This is a genomic window from Nitrospirillum amazonense (assembly GCF_029594735.1).
Taxonomy (GTDB): Bacteria; Pseudomonadota; Alphaproteobacteria; order Azospirillales; family Azospirillaceae; genus Nitrospirillum; species Nitrospirillum amazonense.
Genome location: NZ_JARPAF010000003.1, coordinates 204,342 through 222,215, shown reverse-complemented (window position 1 = coordinate 222,215; position 17,874 = coordinate 204,342). Strand labels below are relative to the sequence as shown.

Here is a 17,874-nt window from a genome sequence, read left to right as displayed (position 1 = left end):
CCGACATCACCGTCAATCTTTTATACCCGCTGTGCCCACCCCAAGGGGCGCACTCCAGTCGCGGATGAGGCGGCCCAGGCGGGTGCGCAGGAACTTCAGTTGGCGATTGGCCCGCTTATGCTGGTGGGCGTGGGTGTAGCGGCCGACCATGATGGCGGCCTTCTTGGCCACGCGCAGATAGCTCTGGCGCAGCGTGATGCCGTTGTCCTTGGCGAAGGCGACCAGCTTCTCGATGGCCTTGTGGGTCAGGCGGGCGTCGGTGGGGTGGGCGATGGCCTTGGGCTGGACGGTGGTGTCCACCGCCACGCGCGCCAGGTCCTTGGTGCTGAGCGCGCCGGTGGCCTGGGCCACCCGCAGGCTCTCCTGGATCAGCGCCGCTAGCCGCTCCTCGCCCAGACGCTGGCGCCAGCGGGACATCGACGACCGGTCGAAGGGCAGGTCGTGGCGGAAAACCTCCTCGCCGCAGAAGAACTGGAAATAGGAGTTCTCCGCCCAGCGGGCGGTCAGCACCTCATCCGACAGGTTGTGCATGTGTTCAGGATCAGCAGGCCCGCCATCAGCCGGACCGGCAGCGGCGGCTGGCCAGGGCCGCCCTTGTAGACACCGCCCAGGCGCTGTTCCAGGAAGCCCCAGTCGATCTTCCCCGCCAGAACCACCAGCGGATGCTTCAGATCGATGATCTGGTCCAGGGCTGGACGCAGAAGGTCTTTCTGTCGGGTGTCCCGGGGTCGCGACATGGCCTGTTCCCACCGCTGTTCGCAGGGCGAATCGAATCATGAAACGCCCCAAAAGGGGATCCCAAAACGATACTGATACCGCCTGTCACAGCGCGGTTTGTAATGGCTTGGTCGCATCCGCCAAGACAACACCAACTCAGCGCCATCCTCGGCTATTAGGCAAATGGTAGATTTTCGCACTAATAGTCCAATGTGTCAAGTCTGCGCAATCAGCCCCGAATTTAACCGAAGCGATGAACAGCTTGTAGAAGGGCAACCAAGCCGCATACCGGGATGTATTCTTGCGACTGTAATCTCATTATAATTGACACACGTGAGGCTCCAGCTCACGACCGCGCTCCCGAGCGGTTAGACCATCATTTACACCAAACTTCGTTAAAATACCTTTTTATTGGATTGCGCTCAGCCCCTGTTAAATGGCATCAAATTCCAGGTGGGCGTGAGAGCCCTACGAGGATACGTCAAGCAACGTCCAGATCACTGGAAAAGGGAACTCGGTGGTGACCAAGCGAATTTTGGTTTGCGGCGCGGGCGGCTTCATCGGCAGCCACCTAGTCAAGAGGCTGAAGGGTGAAGGCGCCTGGGTCCGTGGGGTAGATCTGAAATTTCCACGCTATGAGCCGACGGAAGCTAACGATTTCGCTGTCGGCGACCTGCGCCAACAGGACTTTGTCCGCACGGTGATCGACCAGCGTTTTGACGAGGTATATCAACTGGCTGCCGACATGGGGGGGGCCGGCTTCATCTTCACCGGCGCCAACGATGCGGACATCATGCATAACTCCGCTACGATCAACTTAAACGTGCTGGAAGCCTTACGCAAGCGCAACTGCAGTCGCGTATTCTACTCATCCTCCGCCTGCATCTATCCGCAGGAAAACCAGGAAGATCCCAACAATCCCAATTGTGCCGAGGCCAGTGCCTATCCGGCTCATCCAGACAGCGAATACGGATGGGAAAAGCTGTTCTCCGAACGCTTGTACCTGACATATGGGCGCAACCACGGCATGCAGGTTCGGGTGGCTCGTTATCATAACATCTTTGGCGAACTGGGTTCCTGGAATGACGGCCGCGAGAAAGCGCCGGCGGCCATGTGCCGCAAGGTTGCCGAGTGTGCCGACGGTGGCACCATCGACGTTTGGGGGGACGGCCAGCAGACCCGGTCCTTCCTACATGTCAGCGAATGCCTGGAGGGTACCTTGCGGCTGATGCGATCGGATTTCACAGGACCGGTCAACATTGGCTCAGAGGAAATGGTGACGATCGACGGCCTGATCGACCGGGTGGCCGCCATTGCCGGCAAGCGCATCAACAAAAATCATATTCCCGGTCCCACCGGCGTTCGCGGTCGGAATTCGGACAATCGCCTCATCCAAGAGAAGTTGGGCTGGGCTCCCCGCACAGCGCTTAACGACGGCTTGCAGCGTACCTACACCTGGATCAATGCGCAGGTGGAAAAAGGTCGAGCTGACGTCTGATTTTAATTCAGGAAATATTATAACTTTGTTTATAGGTGCTGCATGTTCCGGGTGGCGGTCGATTGTTTTCATTTCGTTGGGTTAAAGGGCGGCTCCGGTGGGACGGGCAGCTACCTGATGTCGCTGCTGGAACATTTGGCTCGCCTGACGCCGGTAGAGGTGATCGCCTCCCCGGCCAACGCCCACCTTTTCGCTGAATTGGAGCGCAAGCTGGCCAAGCTCAGCTTGTTCGTCGGCGAAGCCAATCAGCATGGCGCGGCTCTGCGCGCCATGCAGGAACGCGCGGACGTTCTTTTCGCACCGTTTACATCGCTGCCCGAGCGTGACACTTACGCCAAGCTGCCGGCGGTGACCGCCATTCATGACCTTCAGCATCGGGTTCTCCCGGGATTCTTCGGCCCGGGGGAACGGCTGGACCGGGATGCCGCCTATGCCATCGCCGCGCGCAACGCGGACGGCATTCTCACCTTCGCCAATGTGGAACGCGATAACATCATGCGCGCTTATGCACCGGAAGCGCCCATTGGGGTCGTACCCCACGCGCCCTTCCTTGCTGAAGCGCTGCAACATCTGGATGGCCTTCCCTCCGGCACGGGCGCGGCCGACAAATATGGCCGTTATGTCATCTATCCGGCAGTGAACTGGCCCCACAAAAATCATTTCCGGCTGCTGGAAGCCTTTCGCCAACTGAGCAGCCGCCCGGACTTGGCCGACTTCAAACTGGTTCTCACCGGCGCGTCCTGTGTGGAGCAGCGGGACCATGTCTATCGGCAGCTGCTGCAATTCCCGCAGCTGCGCGGCAGGGTCATTGATTCGGGCTTCGTGTCGGCACGCCAACTGCACCAGCTCATCCGCGGCGCTGTTGCCCTGGTATTCCCGAGCCTCTATGAAGGATTTGGCATTCCCGTGCTGGAGGCCATGCGGTTGGGAACGCCGGTGATCGCATCCGATCTCGACGTATTCCGGGAATGGCTGCCGGATTGCTATATTCCGCTGACGGATCCGTTCTCGCCCCAGCGCATGGCGGAGGAACTCGCTGATGCCCTGGCTGATCCGGCGCGCCTGGCCGACCATGCCAACCGCGCTGGCCGGCGCAGCTTGGATTTCTCCTCGGTGCGTATGGCGGCAGACACCCTTACCTTCCTCAAGGTGGTGGCAGACGCGCCCCTGGCCACGCGTCGTTCTCCGTCGAGCGACCTGATGGTGGACAAGACCTGGGCACGGACCTCCCGGGCAATTACGGTTCACGCCGATGTAACGGCCAAGGAGACAGCTGCGGCGGCGGCGGCGGCCGCTAGACTGAAAGCGGCCGCGGGCCTGATCCCGCCCGGTTTCCATTTTCTGGTAGCGGAAGAGTCCGGCATGGACGCCGCACAGCGGCGTGCCGTGACAGCTCCGCTGGAGGGGCTCGGGCCGGTATCATTCTATGACACCTCGCTCTCGCAACATCGCGGCCTGGCAACCCGCTTCCAGGTCACGACGTATGAGAGGTCCGAATTCCATCTCTTTGTTTCCGGCGAAGCCCTGATGGACTTGGCGGAGGCACCGGAGGCGGCGATCGCGGCGTGGGATGGGCGCCGGCTGAGATCCGGTACCAGCGACGCCTTTTACCTCGGCAGCGGTAAATGGCCGATCGTACGCAACGCCGTTTTCGATACCCTGCACGCCAACCCGGACCAGCTGGAAACGCTGTTGCTGACCGCACCGGATTTGCGCAGCGACCTTTTCGCCATTTCCACCGGCGCCTATCGCCGCAATGGCAGCGACCCCTTCGTGCCCGCAGCGCTGGCCGCTCTGATTGTCGGAGGCCGCGTGGCCCAGCCCCGCCGCCGCTTCGCCTATGTCGAACCCGAGTTAGTGCGCTACGTCGGCCATCATTATGGGTTGACCCGTACGTTATGCCACGTGGCAGCCTCGGCCGGGTTTGACTGCGTCGTCGGTGCCAACCGGGACTGGCAGGCGGAGCTTGACGGAATCGACGGGGCCATACCCGTCCTACCGCAATTCTCCAGCTTCATCGACGCATCAAAGCCTCATGTCGTGCCCAGCGTCTTCGCTGAGGAGTTGATCGCTTTCATCGCCCGCGCCGGCCTGAACAGCGCCGATGTCGTTTACTTGCATATGCCCTACCCCACGCTGATGGTTGGCGTGCTGCAGGTGGCCGCCACGCTTCCCCTGGCGGACCTGCCGACCATATGCATCCGCATTTGCACGGATGACGATTCCTTCCGGGGCCATGCGATACAACAGACCAGGGTTATTGCCGCGATCCGGGAATTAGGAGCCGCCCGGCAACAGCGGATTCGTTTCTTCGCGGAGTCTGCGGTGCTTCAGCAGTATTTCGCGAAAGAGACCGGTCTGACGCTGTCCATCCTGCTGAATCCCACCAGCACGGATCTAGCAACGGCCAGGCTGACCGCTAACGAACGGCGGCGCGCACAACCCGCCGATGCCGCATTGGTTTTCGGTTATTTCGGGGAGGCACGGGAAGAGAAAGGCTTCCTCCTGCTACCCGATATGGTCGAAACTCTGATCCGCCGGCACGGGCCTAAGGCGGTGCAGTTCCATATTCAGGTGTCGACCGCACCGGTCAACAACAACGAAAAGATCGCCGGTGCCCGGGAACGTCTGCGCATCCTGCAACAGCAGACGCAGGAAGAAGGCACCCTGATCCTGCATGGCGAATTCGGTAGCATGGCCAGCTATTACCAAGCTATGGCCGAATGCGACATCATGCTGCTGCCTTATGATCCAAAAGCCTATGCGATACGCGGATCTGGCGTAGTGCTTGAGGCCATGCGGCTGCAATGTCCCGTCATCGTGACCGAAGGCACGGACATGGCCACGACCTTCGCCGGCGAAGCCTGTCTGGCGGTGGCACATACCGCCCGCGCCTTTGCCGACGGTTGCACCGAGTTTCTGAAGGCACGGGACGACCTCGTTGGATGGACCGCACGGTTCGTGGCGCAAAGCCCTCTGTTCAAGACCGATGCCCAATTCATGGCGGCTTTGGCGGCAGCGCCAAAGGAAGACTCGGTGGAAGCTCCGGTCGTGCTTTGGATCGGCAACGACGTCCTTTCCCAAGGGGTCAGTGCCGTCTACAAGGCGCAGCGGGCCTTCTTCCGCCGGCAAGGCTATGAAATCTACAATCTGTACGTCCCCTATCCGGACGGCGGCGGCTATCTTCACAGCGACGAGGCCCTGGAAAAGTATCTGGTGAGCAACGCGGTTGGGTGGCGCCGTGGCGGGTTCGATTTCAACTGCTACGCCTGGATTGCTAATCAGGAGCGAAGCGACGCGCGCATCGAGGTACTGCAGAGCATCGCCAAGGAAGGCGGAAGTACGGACAAGCTGACAGCCCTGAACAGCTACAACCGAGTTCCCCGTGCGGTTGAACGCCTGCTGGCCAACCGTCGCGTCAAGGTCGTCTGCCTCAATTATGTTCACCTGTTGCCCGTCGTGGAAAAGTTGGGGCTTCTCAACCGACCCGACGTTCGCGTCATTCTTGAAACGCATGACATTCAAGGATACCAGCACGCCATCCGGGCCAGCCGCAAACCAGACGCGGAGGAGATCGAGCGGGAATTGGCAGCGCTGGCCAAAGCCGATCGAGTGGTGGCTATTAGCCGGCGGGAATTGCGCGAAATCCATGATTTCGATCCACGCTACGATGCGCGTTTCGTCCTGCCGACCGTCGTCAAGTCGGACGTGCTGGACGGCTGGCGTCCGGGTGCCAGCCAATTGCATAGTTCCGAGCTGGCCATCTGGCTGCAACGCCAGGATCTGCAGACCACCTTTGACCTGCGCACGCCGCAGTCGTTGGTGGCCTTCCGACGCTGGACCGTGCTCTACGGCCATCTGGCAGCCCCCGCCATCGCGGCACTGGCTAGGCGCGTCCTGGCTGAGGCACCGCCGATGCACCCAGAGTTCCCAGTTGACGCCAATGGCCAGGGCGTGGCCACCTACCTCGGCTGTGTCTGGCAGTGGCGCACCGACGTGACCGCGGCCTTCCCGCAAGCCCGCGATCCTAATCATCCCGACCGTGCGCGCCTGCTCGCCTGGTTTCAGGAAAGCGGCGCGAGGGAACATGGAGTATCCCCTGACGGCCTCATTCCCACCCCGGCGGTTGCAAGCGAACCGCTGGCGGAGCCCTCGGACTTGGTCGAGGCCCTGGCCCTGGCCCGGCCGGATCAACTCGCGACGCCGGGCTTCCTGGAGGGCGCGGCCGCATGGCTGCGTCGGCACGGCGCAGCGGACGTCCTAATTGTGGGCAGCGATCATCCTTCTAATGTGCGCAGCATCAAGTGGTTCCTGCGCGATGTCTATCAGCCGCTCCTGGCACCGGCGGGAGTCGGCTTGCTCATCGCCGGCCGTGTCTGCCGGGCCCTGGAAGACGATCCGGCAGCTGTCGGCATTCTGTCCTTGTACGAGGTCGAAGTGCTGGACCCGCTGTACAAGATCGCGCGCGTCGTGGCTGCGCCGGTGGTCGTAGGTACCGGCACCCCCATCAAGGTTCTGGATGCCTTGGCTCACGGCCTTTGCACGACCATTTCCAGCTTCATCGACAGCGCCCTGGACCTCAGCGGCCACGGTTTCCCGCTTTGCGACACGGCGGAGGACTTCGCCAAGGACATTTTGCATCTGCTAAAGTCGGAAGAAGCCCGCAACGCTCGCCGGGCCCTGGCCCGTGCTTTCGCGGAACGTCACCTGACGGCGGAAGCCTACGACCGCGAATGGCTGGATATGGTGCAAGGACCGCCGGCACCGTTGGACTTAAGCGCTCGCCCTGAGGCTTCCGCAGCTTGAGCCAGTCCGTTATAATCTATGGCATCTACACCGTATGGCATACATATATAGGCAATTAGTCTAGATCGGCAGCGGCGTCATACCTCAGACTAGATCCAATCGGTTGGGAACTTGTAAGCTGGGTTGAGGGAAAAAATTGAGGCGAAAACTGAATTATGGGAAATAAAGGTGATTTCATCTGGCTGGGTATATCCGGCGCTCATCGCAGCGGCACAACCATATTGGCGCATATTCTGAACCAGCACCCCGAAATTGGACTTTTTGTCGAATACGGTCTGGAACAATACGTGCGAGCGGTTGACGCTGTATTTAATCGGACAGACGAAATCGAAGACTATGATGGCCGGGTCGACGCTTCTAGGGAACAGATTAAGCTAGCGTCTCAAAGAGAAGCCGACCTACTCGCCACATTTAGCGTTGACAGCGAAGGAAGCGACCAGCCGGAGGAACAGGCGTTGACCGCGTGTAGCGCCAGCACCACTCTCATCGTTGACCAGATGTCAACGCCTCGAGACCCGGACCATGATGCCAAACCTTCTGCTTCAGCCCGGACTGTCGCCGCAGATAGCTTTTATGAACACCGTGATCAGGTTATCGGCTTAGTCCACACTGGCCCTTTTCGGCCAGTGCGAAAGACTCATGGCCATCGCATGCTACTCTCAGCATTCCGAATGGTCTTCCCTGGCCGGAGCCTGAGAGTTGTTGGGGACAAGATGCCCCATTTCGGTGACAAGAATGATATCGACTGGTTACAAGCCCGCCTTCCCGACTTTCGCCTTCTGCATATCGTCCGCAACCCCTTGGACGTAATTAACTCCTCCCTGAATCGCCGCAATAAGACCCGTGCAGGCAAAGACATCTGGCACATTGAGACAGTCCATGAGGCCGCGGCCGAATGGGTTAGGGAATGGAATTGGTCTTGTCGGACCAAGGAGAAACTGGGCGACAAGATGCTCGTCATAAAATACGAGGACATGGCCCGGGACACGGACGGCGCCCTTCGGCAAATCGAAAAATTCTTGAATCTTTCTTCTCCTTTGCCATCGGCATTCGTGCCCATCCCGGAGAACCTGCGCCTCTACGCCATGGATCAGGTTGAAAAAAAGGACGCCTTGGCGTGGTTCGGCCCCCTGGCGTCAATTTGGAATGACACGTCAATCAAAAATCTGATGAAAGAACATCCGCATCTTCCAACTATTGCCACCGTGGGGGGAGAAGACTTAGATCTTCGTTTTGGGCGAGAGTCCTATAAATTTTTTCGCACCGGCCTGGGCACTCCCGAGACTGAAGGCACCTGGACTGTTGCCGAAACGGCCGAGTTGGAGGCAAATTTCGGTCTTGGTTTGGAACTATGTCAGTTTACGGCCTCGTTCCGTGCCATTTCTTATTGCCGCCATGCACGTTTCCTTGTTAATGGCGTCGAAGTAGCATCAGCGGATATCGACAACTCTCCCTGGACGGAAAGAACTATCGCTGTTGACTTTAAACACGTGCCGACGCTTTTGGGCGGCACCCGAATTCAGATTGAAATTTCCCGCCCAAAGGCAGTTGGCGAATATCCAGAAGACGACCATCGGGCGATGGGGTTGTTCCTAAGTTCAATTTCAGTGAAGCGAAAATGTTAATTCCATCACTAAAGCTAATTGAGCGATCAAATGGAAAGCGATAACGATACCATTGTTGACCGCTTGCACATAACAGTGTTGGCTTCACCAGATAAGCTTTTCTGCATCCACATTCTGGACGAGGATCCAGAATATATATCGTATGGGCAGCTCTGGAAACACAGTCTATCCTATGCTCATGCGTATCTCTCTGCCGGAAAGCGGCCGGGGGACATAGTACTTATCATTACCCAACATTCTCCCCACCTTTATTATGCTTTCGTTGGGGCAATGATGGCAGGTCTCATTCCGTCTATCATGCCCTATGCGACACCAAAGCAAGATCCCGTCTTGTACTGGGCCTCCCATAGAACGTTGTTCGAAAGAATCCAGCCGCGTTGTATTGTTGCCTCTCCTTCCGTAGCATCTGACCTGCGCCATCATCTCCCCGATTGGTCCGACCTCATCACGGAGGTCGGGGCAATACAAAGGGCAAGCATTTTAGAAAAGGAACTGACCAGTCGCCGAGCTGAAGACACCGCATTCCTGCAGCACAGCTCTGGCACAACAGCCCTTAAAAAAGGCGTTATGCTTACACACGCCGCAGTGCTGCGCCAAGTCGATACCTACGCGAAGGTCTTAGAATTCACCGGTGATCATCGGGTCGCATCTTGGCTACCGCTCTATCATGACATGGGTCTGATTGCAGCCTTCATGATGCCGCTCATCGTCGGCGCCAGCGTGGTGATGCTGGATCCTTTCCAATGGGTGGCGCGACCGGAAATATTGCTGGAGGCTATACAGCGATATCACGCGCATTATTGCTGGCTGCCGAATTTTGCCTTCAACCACTTAGCACGAGCGGCCCGCCCCCCCCAGGATTTGGATCTTTCCAGCATCGTTGCGCTCATTAACTGTTCAGAACCTTGCCGAGCCGACAGCTTCCGCCTTTTCGAGGATCGCTTCCGGAGCCACGGCCTACCGCCCAACAGCCTGCAAGTCTGTTATGCGATGGCGGAAACAGTCTTTGCCGTTAGCCAAACCCCTCGCGGTTCATCACCGAGAATCACTCTAGCCGATGCTGAAAGCTTCCACATGGACGGGCGGGTGCAATCGCCGCGCGCCGGAATGCCGCAATTGGAATTCCTGTCCTGCGGCGCCCCCTTGGCGGAGATGGACGTACACATCAGGGACCCGGAAACTGAAGAGACGGTAGCAGCCGGCCAGCAAGGCCAAGTACACCTTCGTGCGCCCTGGCTGTTTTCTGGGTATTTTGGCCTACCCGAATTGACCAATGCGAAGCTGGCCAACGGCTGGTATGCGACGGGTGACCTGGGGTTCATGCATGAAGGCCACCTCTACATAACGGGCCGAACAGATGACCTACTTATCGTTTATGGCCGAAATTTCTACGCCCATCACGCTGAGGAGATTGTCAATCAATTCCCGGGCGTAATTCCCGGACGCTGTGTCACGGTCACCATCGATAGCGCAGCGTCGGGTACTCGCGAGGCCGTTTTGATTGCCGAGGTCACCCCCGACGTAGACCAAGGCGGCCTACGGCGGCAGGTCAAGGAGCGCGTGCTGCTGCTGCTGGGCCTCAACCTTCATCGCTTGAAATTCGTGCCCGCAGGCTGGCTTATCAAAACCACCAGCGGGAAAATAGCCCGTACCGCCAACAAAGCTAAGTATCTACAGGAGATTGGATTTAGAAATGAGCCTGGAAACATTCCTTAAAGTGAGATCCATCATAGCAAATTATTTCCTCACCTCCCCCCAGGACATCATGCCAGAAACATCTGCCGTCGATATCGATGGCTGGGACTCTGTATCGCACACGATGCTTATATTAGAGATTGAGGAGAGACTAGGAATCTTGCTCCCACAGGAGGATGTTGGTAGCCTGGAAACGGTAGCAGACCTCGTCGCCTTAATCGAACGTCGAACGCAGGAAAAATGAAGCCAACGCTGATTGTATACGGAAATTGCCAGGCGGGCGTTTTCTTTTACGCGTTGAAGGCGTTTCCAGAGGTGACCGAGCAGTGGGACTTGGTGACGATGCGGAACTTCGTCCACCCTGTCGATGGCCATGACAAGCTGCCAGCTGACGAGGTAACCCGATGTGGCGTCTTGCTTGAACAGGGTTCCCCCTCAAAGAACAATATCAATGCCTTTCCTTATCAGGACCAATTACCTTCCACTTGCCGAAGCATTCGTTTCCCGCCCCTCGATACCAACCTTCTTTGGCCCTTCAACTTCGTCGATCCGCGAAATAAACCAGAACCGCCGGAACATCCTTTCGGTCGTTATCCTTATGGTGACCGCATCGTCGTCGAATTGATGCGAGAGGGTCTGAGCGGGGACGAGATTTGGCAGGCCTACCAAGCCCGTAGCGTAGAGCGAATGCCGAATTTTGAACGTCTCGTTGAGCTAGAAATTTCGCGCCTTAACGAACGTGATACTAACTGCGATATTCCGATGCGGTCGTTCCTGGAAGAAAATTTCTGGTCCAAGCGATTGTATCTTACCCCCAATCATCCTACGTGGATTTTGCTTGGCACCTTGTTCGCAAAGTTGGTAGCAGCCATCCTTATGGATGGCCGCGATTATACTGAGCGGGCTTTGAATCATTTCGAAGCTTGGCAGCCATGGGCTGCGGAAACTTTGCCAATCCATCCCGTTGTTGCAGAGCGTTTAAATCTTAAATGGTTCTCGCCGAATGAAAAAACTCAGTACAAAGGTCACCATTATACATTCGATGAATATATGAAGAACTATATTTCTTTTATTTGAGCGGGACAAGTGTCGAAACGTACTTCCTTTAGACTCTTTCTTAGGGAGCGGAATATGCCTAGATATATCATCGCGGATCGCCGCGATCTTCTTGGCGGCCGGCTTATCCCAATACTTAACGGGTTACGTTTAGCGCGGCACTTCTCTGCTAAGTTCCTAACGACTTGGCAGACTGGACAGGATAATTTTCAATCACTCGTAACTGATCTTCCGGACATTCTGCGCGGACCTTTCGAGCAATTGGCTCCCGGGGGTTATCTTCTACCCCTAGATAGTCCGCTAATTGGAACTGGGTCGCGAGACGTTGTGATACGCAAATGCGCGGAAATCGGCGAAGCCGGTATCCATGACTTCTTTGGATCAATCAATGGTGACGATGATATCATAGTTCTGGACCGCCGCTTTACTATGTACTCTGTAGATAGTACTGAGCAGTTTAGCAGTGTTAGGCAGTCTCTTTCCCAGATATTCTGGGAAATGCCTTGGCAGGCAGCGGTCTTCGATACGCTACAAACTTTAAAAGAAAAAACTGGCGCCTCAACGTTTTCGTCTATCCACTCCCGTAGACTGCATCTCTGCTCTGACACGCATCTTCAGGTTAATCGCTTTGACAGCTATTTCACAACCGAGACGTATAAGGCAATTGGCTCGCATATCCTGAAGAAGACGGATGCGTTGCTGATTGCTTCCGATAGCCGCGCGTTTGTCGAAGAGATGAAAGCTGCCTTTCCAGGAAAAGCATTTGAGATTGGTGATTTTATAAAAATAGACTACTTCTCCGGTATCCAAAGGGCGTTGCTCGACATGGCATTTCTTGGCATGGGCAAAGTCGTCTATGGTCCTTTATCTGCTTATGGCGTAATTGCGTCGATTGTTGGAAATATTTCGTACAGGAATGTCAGTTGGTTTGCCACCGAGCAGGGTTTATTTGACGGTGACAGCACCCGCTCCATTCGATATCTGAGAGCAGCTAATGCAGGTGCTATAGCCAACTTCGCCGAGGACATTCCCTTATCCGCTGACGATAGTGCCCTTGCCTACCGTATTAGCACAGCTTTGGCTAGCATTTCACCACATGACGCGTTGTTGTTGGCTGCACGCGGTTTAGCCATGCGCTTCTGTAGTTACGCATACCCCGCGTGGGTAGCTGACTATGGGCATTTTCTTTTTAGCGTCAAACATGCGGCCACCCGCGCGGGCGACGACGACGCCGCGCATTTGATTGAAGTACTTGAAAATATAATCACGAAAAGAATTGTTGTCCCGCTTCCCGAAAAAGAGGATAAGTCAGTTGTCAGTTTGATCTCCATCGCCATTCTCAGCGCTAATGGAGATGTGTGTGGCGACGCGCGCTATTACGAAAGTGCGATGGGGCTGGCCAGCAAGTTCGGTATCAATACGCGGGGAATAATTCTTAGATCTGCTAACCTTCTCCTGCATGACAAAAAAATTGAAGAAGCGATCGCAAAATTCCAATCTGCAATAGATGCGGATCCCAAATATGCTGATTCGTGGCACCTGCTTTCAATGGCTTATCACGCACATCGCCAACTAGCGTTGGCGATAGGTGCTGCGAAAAAGGCGACCGAGCTAGACGCCGAACAGGGGCGATATTGGTACCATCTCTCCCTTTTCCTAAAAGAAAATGGTGATTTAGATGATGCCGTGAAAGCGTGCAAGCGAGCATGCACCATAGAGCCGGATAATGCCACATTTTCTAGAATCTTAGACGAGATATAAATAGTCGCGACAAATGGAAGGCTGGAGCAACAAATGATAAGGCTTTGCAGCGCTTGTTCCAGATTGATCCTGTTAACAGCCTTATTTTTTTCTACTTCACCGGTGGCTCGTGCTGCCGATGCATCGGCGGCCAGCGGCCTGAATGTTTTAGCCTTTGGTGCAGATCCCACGGGCAGAATAGACAGCACCTCAGCGATCAAGCAAGCAATTGAAAGTGCCTGTTCTAGGAATTCCGTAGAGACGCCTGGCATTATCAGCGTTCCGAGTGGCTCATATAAGATTTCCGGCGTGATAACAATTAACTGTAGCAACATTACAATCACCGGAGCCGGTAAGGGCAATACAACTTTCTTTCCCACGCATGCAGGCGATGTTTTTTTTGCCGAAAACCTAGGGCCTGGCCCTCATCTTTATTCTATAAATTTCCGGGACTTCCAAATATATAGAACTGACAATCCGCCATCTGGATCAGGTATTCATTATAGGAAAGTTGCAGGTGGTACGATAGATCACGTGGCTGTTGTTGGGGAATTTTCCGGAATTGAAATTGAGTCTTCTATTAGTTTATTCTTCAGTGATATTGATCCTGGCGGTGATAACACTACTCCATTATCGCGGCTGTGGTGGGTGCATCGAGCCGGACCTAACGAGGAAAACCCCTCAGAGAATTTCATCGTAAACAGTAATTCACGCGCCTTACACCGCGGTAGCTACACCTATGGCCTGCTCTTGCAAGACACCGATGGTTTTAACATGGCCAACTATCATCTGGGCTTTACAAAGGGGCCCGCCCTCGAGATCAAAGCGCAGTATCCGACGGACATCGTTGTCGGCCTGACGTTTTCTAACGGCGGGTTTGATGAAGCGCAATACTGTATCCATTCTACTCGCGCGCCAGGCGACACCGGCGCTCGGGAAGCTTGGAATTTTAATGGTGTTCTCTGCGAATTGTCCGACCTCGATGGTTTCCATAACGACGATCCCCGGTTGATTAATGTGACGGCCGTGGGCTCAGCCTTCTTTTTGAACGGCCGCCACGGCGTCAACTTATCCGCTGGATCCGGTTTCAAATTGGGGCAGTCCATTTTCAACGCCAACAACCGTGAGAACCGCGGTGGCAGCCATGTCGTCCTTTCCGGCACGGTGACTGATGTCAACCTGGACGGGTGTAGTTTTGTTCGTAACAACGGACGCAACCCGGTGGACTACGACGTCATTCTCGCCGACCAAGCCGACCAGATAAGCGTTCAAACCAGCAAGCATGCCGGTGCCGCCAAGGGAGACATCGATAACCGTACCGGCGGTCGGCATATCGCCCTATCCGCCCTTTATTCGGAACGCGCAGAAAACGCGGGAACCGGTAAGTCGCTGGCCGGAACCACACTGCCGATCGGCGGTTCCCATTTGGCTCCTGGGTCATGCGCCAGCGGCGCTGTAGCCATTCCGGGCGCTCGGACCGACATGACCGCCATCGCTAGCCCTGCAGCGGGCGACGCCGGTGACGGATTCCAGATTCGTGCCTTTGTGTCTGAACCCGGCATGGTAATAGTGAAAGTCTGCGCCCTTACCGAGGCGATACCAGCGACAGTCCGTTACAATGTTCGCGTGCTGGAATAAGCTTTAGGGAATTGATTATCAAACGCCCGAATAAACCTTCCCACGTCCGTCGGCGTGCCTAACAGGCTGTTGAAAAAGCCTGTGGCTGCCTGAGTTTCAGCATGATTATAGGATGGCCCGCCCCTCTCGAAGCGATGGGTTAAGATCGCAGACTGGGCTGCTGCCGGCTTGGATGACACCGGGATAAGCTCGGTTAAGCTACCCCAGCGTTTCGTTCGAAGTCCACCGGGCTGAGGTAGCCCAGGGTCGAATGTCTGCGTGTCGGATTATAGAAGCGTTTGATGTAGTCGAAGACGTCGGCTCTGGCCTGGTTCCTCGACTGATAGACCGCCCTGGCCACCCGTTCGGCTTTGAGTGACGAGAAGAAGCTTTCCATGGCGGCATTTTAGCTTCGCTGGCCCTAACGGGCTCCCATACGTCGCCCGCCCGGCTCATGGAACAGGTGACGCCGTTGTCGGTGAGCAGGCGCTGGAACTGCTGGCTGGTGTATTGGCTGCCCTGGTCGGAATGATGCAGCACCGCCCTGGGTTTTCCCCGTCGCCATAAGGCCATGACCAATGCATCGGCGACCAACTGGGCAGTCATGGTGTCGCTCATCGACCAGCCGACGACGCGGCGGGAATAGAGTCGACCCCGACGCGGTCGATGACGTCATGGCCGTATTTGGCGACGACGTGGAAGAGGTCGTAGACGATCTCGGCTTGTGGACAACGCGCACGCACCTCATTGGCGTAGGCGGCGTTCATGTCCATGGCCACGGCCTTGATGCGGCGGCAGCCTTCCTCCCCCAACAGGTCGAAGAAGGGACGAATGCCTTCGCGCGAACGCTCGCGGCCAACCCACAGCACCCGCCGGGTGCGGGGCTCGATCACCACCGCGGCATAGCGGTGGCCGCGCTGGATGGCGAACTCATCCATCGCCAACACGCTGATCCCGCTGAGGTCTACCGGATCGAGGGATCGTTGCAACGCACGTTTGTCGATCTCCTTGACCGTGTGCCAGTCCAGCCCGAAGAACGCGGCCACCTGCTTCACCGGCAGGGCACGGCAGAGGCGGACCACGCTCTCCGCCAAACGCCGGGTCACCCGGGCATGGCGCTCCAGCCAATCCAGTCGTTCCAGCCGGGGGCCGCACTGCCCGCACAGAACACGCCGGCGCGGCACCGATATCCACGTCGCCGCATCCAAGATCGGAAGGTCCCGGACAACGCGCGTCTCAATGTCGTGAACACGCTCGCTCGCCTGGCCACAACCGTCGCAGATCATCGGCGAACAGGACGGTCGGCCAAGATATATCCAAACCGCCGGCTGCTCACCCGAGCGGCGTTCCACTGTCTCGACCCGGTAGCCTTCCCACCCAACGAGACATGACGTAGCTTCTCTATCGGGCAACGGCGCCCCCCCTGGCAGTCTGTGATGTTTGGCGACTACCAGTCTGTCAGAACGCGCCGTTGTCCGCCTCTACCCGCTAATCCGCGATGAACTTTTTTTCACGCGCTGCCGGGGAAGCCGCCGTGCGAAAATCATTGATCCCTAGCCCTCATGCAGCGCACTGTCGGCCCACCGACGGTGCCCCGGTCGCCGGCCGGATTTCCCACCGGCAGCTGGAGATAATAGGGAATCCGGTTCAAGGCCGGAGCTGCCCCCGCAACTGTGCGCGGTAGGTGCCAATACCCCCGGGCCGATAGGTCCGCGAGGAGCCGCCACTGGCCCGGGCCACCGCCCCGGCCGGGAAGGCAGGAGACGCGCCATGAACCGCAAGCCAGGAGACCTCCCGTCACGAGGTCCACATCTGGTCCGCCGGAGATGGCGGAGAGAGGGAAGTTTCGCCATGGCCCGCCCGCCCCCGCACGCGCGCCTTCCAAACGTCTTCGGCCTAAAACGGCCCCGCCCCGCATCCGCGGCCGCCAATGCGCCTGCCGGGCGCGACCGCCCCCTTTGAAAGCGAGCCCATGCCTACCCCCACCGCCAAAATCCCCGCCACCGTCATCACCGGCTTCCTCGGTGCCGGCAAGACCACGCTGATCCGCGGGCTGCTGCAGAACCCGGGAGGCCGCAAGCTGGCGCTGATCATCAACGAGTTCGGCGACGTCGGTGTGGACGGCGCGGTGCTCAAGGGCTGCGGCGACGCGGCCTGCCCGGAGGATCGAGTGATCGAACTGGCCAACGGCTGCCTGTGCTGCACCGTGGCGGACGATTTCGTGCCGGCGCTGGAAACGCTGCTGAACCGCGCCGATCCGCCGGACCACATTATCATCGAGACCAGCGGCCTGGCCCTGCCCAAGCCGCTGGTGCGCGCCTTCACCTGGCCCGCGGTGCGCTCGCGTGTTACGGTGGACGGCGTGGTGGCGGTGGTGGCGGCCGATGCCGTGGCCGAGGGCCGGTTCGCGCCCGATGCCGAGGCCCTGGCCCGGCAGAAGGCTGCCATGGAGGCCGGCGACGCCACGGTGGAGCACGAAACCCCGGTGCAGGAGGTGTTCGAGGATCAGGTGCTCTGCGCCGACCTGATCCTGGTCAGCAAGACCGACCTGGTGGACGAGGCGGGCCTGGCCGCCGTGGCCGACACGGTGAAGGCCCTGCGGCCCACCGCCCCGCCCCTGGTACGCGTGGCCCATGGCGATGTCGACCCCAATGTGCTGCTGGGCCTGTCGGCTGCGGCCGAAGCGGACCTCGACGCCCGCGTCAGCCACCACGATGGCGAGGAAGACCATGACCACGACGACTTCACCAGCTTCGTGGCCGAATTGCCATCCCAGGCCGATCCGGAGGCCCTGGTCCGCCGGCTGGGCGAGATCACCCAGCGCTTCGGCATACTGCGCCTGAAGGGCTTCATCGATGTGCCGGGCAAGCCCATGCGCCTGCTGGTGCAGGGTGTGGGCCCCCGCATCCAGACCAGCTACGATCGGCTGTGGGGGCCGGACGAGGTACGGCGCAGCCGCCTGGTGGTGATCGGTGAGACGGGCCTGGACAAGGCGGCCATCGAGGCGGCGCTGGCCGCCTGATTGGCCGCGCGGGTGGGGCATGGGCGCAAAGCGGTGCCCTGCCCAATCCCGCTGTTGACCCATCCCGCTGTTGAATTGACGGCGTATAGGGGCTAGAG

At 57.9% G+C, this 17,874-nt stretch carries 10 protein-coding genes, 2 pseudogenes and 1 riboswitch; of the genes and pseudogenes, 9 read left to right on the top strand and 3 right to left on the bottom strand.

Annotated elements, in window-relative coordinates; all coding sequences use genetic code 11:
• Nucleotides 1-57: 57 nt before the first annotated feature.
• A pseudogene (locus tag P5F91_RS19410) lies at nt 58-737 on the bottom strand (transposase); the annotation flags it as partial.
• Nucleotides 738-1,237: 500 nt separating this feature from the next.
• Between P5F91_RS19410 and P5F91_RS19405 the strand changes: the two are divergent.
• The 8 genes from P5F91_RS19405 to P5F91_RS19370 all read left to right on the top strand — a co-directional run bounded on the left by P5F91_RS19405 (nt 1,238) and on the right by P5F91_RS19370 (nt 14,775).
• Nucleotides 1,238-2,215, top strand: coding sequence for an NAD-dependent epimerase/dehydratase family protein (locus P5F91_RS19405; RefSeq protein WP_277907991.1), 978 nt, complete (start codon nt 1,238-1,240; stop codon nt 2,213-2,215).
• Nucleotides 2,216-2,257: 42 nt separating this feature from the next.
• Nucleotides 2,258-7,021 carry a glycosyltransferase gene (locus P5F91_RS19400; protein WP_277907990.1) on the top strand — a complete coding sequence of 1,588 codons (4,764 nt, stop codon included), beginning with the start codon at nt 2,258-2,260 and terminating at the stop codon, nt 7,019-7,021.
• 155 nt (nt 7,022-7,176) lie between these two features.
• Nucleotides 7,177-8,646, top strand: a complete 1,470-nt coding sequence (locus P5F91_RS19395; RefSeq protein ID WP_277907989.1) for a sulfotransferase family protein — start codon at nt 7,177-7,179, stop codon at nt 8,644-8,646.
• Between the two features lie 18 nt (nt 8,647-8,664).
• Nucleotides 8,665-10,362, top strand: a complete 1,698-nt coding sequence (locus P5F91_RS19390) for an AMP-binding protein (protein WP_277907988.1) — start codon at nt 8,665-8,667, stop codon at nt 10,360-10,362.
• The gene (locus P5F91_RS19385) at nt 10,340-10,585 is read left to right on the top strand and encodes an acyl carrier protein (protein WP_277907987.1); all 246 of its coding nucleotides are present in this window, start codon (nt 10,340-10,342) and stop codon (nt 10,583-10,585) included. Before P5F91_RS19390 ends, P5F91_RS19385 begins: the two co-directional genes overlap by 23 nt.
• The gene (locus P5F91_RS19380; RefSeq protein ID WP_277907986.1) at nt 10,582-11,418 is read left to right on the top strand and encodes a WcbI family polysaccharide biosynthesis putative acetyltransferase; all 837 of its coding nucleotides are present in this window, start codon (nt 10,582-10,584) and stop codon (nt 11,416-11,418) included. Before P5F91_RS19385 ends, P5F91_RS19380 begins: the two co-directional genes overlap by 4 nt.
• A 54-nt stretch (nt 11,419-11,472) precedes the next feature.
• Complete coding sequence (locus P5F91_RS19375; RefSeq protein ID WP_277907985.1) at nt 11,473-13,158, top strand: tetratricopeptide repeat protein; 1,686 nt, start codon at nt 11,473-11,475, stop codon at nt 13,156-13,158.
• Between the two features lie 33 nt (nt 13,159-13,191).
• Entirely contained in the window at nt 13,192-14,775 is a 1,584-nt protein-coding gene (locus P5F91_RS19370; protein ID WP_277907984.1) for a glycosyl hydrolase family 28-related protein, read from the top strand.
• Nucleotides 14,776-14,968: 193 nt separating this feature from the next.
• Here the strand turns inward: P5F91_RS19370 and P5F91_RS19365 are convergent.
• Nucleotides 14,969-15,402 (bottom strand): annotated as a pseudogene (locus P5F91_RS19365) (IS3 family transposase); the annotation flags it as partial.
• Nucleotides 15,369-16,040, bottom strand: a complete 672-nt coding sequence (locus tag P5F91_RS19360) for an ISL3 family transposase (RefSeq protein ID WP_277908165.1) — start codon at nt 16,038-16,040, stop codon at nt 15,369-15,371. The gene P5F91_RS19360 and the pseudogene P5F91_RS19365, both read right to left, overlap by 34 nt.
• A gap of 303 nt (nt 16,041-16,343) precedes the next feature.
• Nucleotides 16,344-16,567, top strand: a riboswitch (cobalamin riboswitch).
• A gap of 159 nt (nt 16,568-16,726) precedes the next feature.
• Here P5F91_RS19360 and cobW point away from each other — a divergent pair.
• Nucleotides 16,727-17,776 carry a cobalamin biosynthesis protein CobW gene (gene cobW, locus P5F91_RS19355; protein ID WP_277907983.1) on the top strand — a complete coding sequence of 350 codons (1,050 nt, stop codon included), beginning with the start codon at nt 16,727-16,729 and terminating at the stop codon, nt 17,774-17,776.
• Nucleotides 17,777-17,874: the final 98 nt, after the last annotated feature.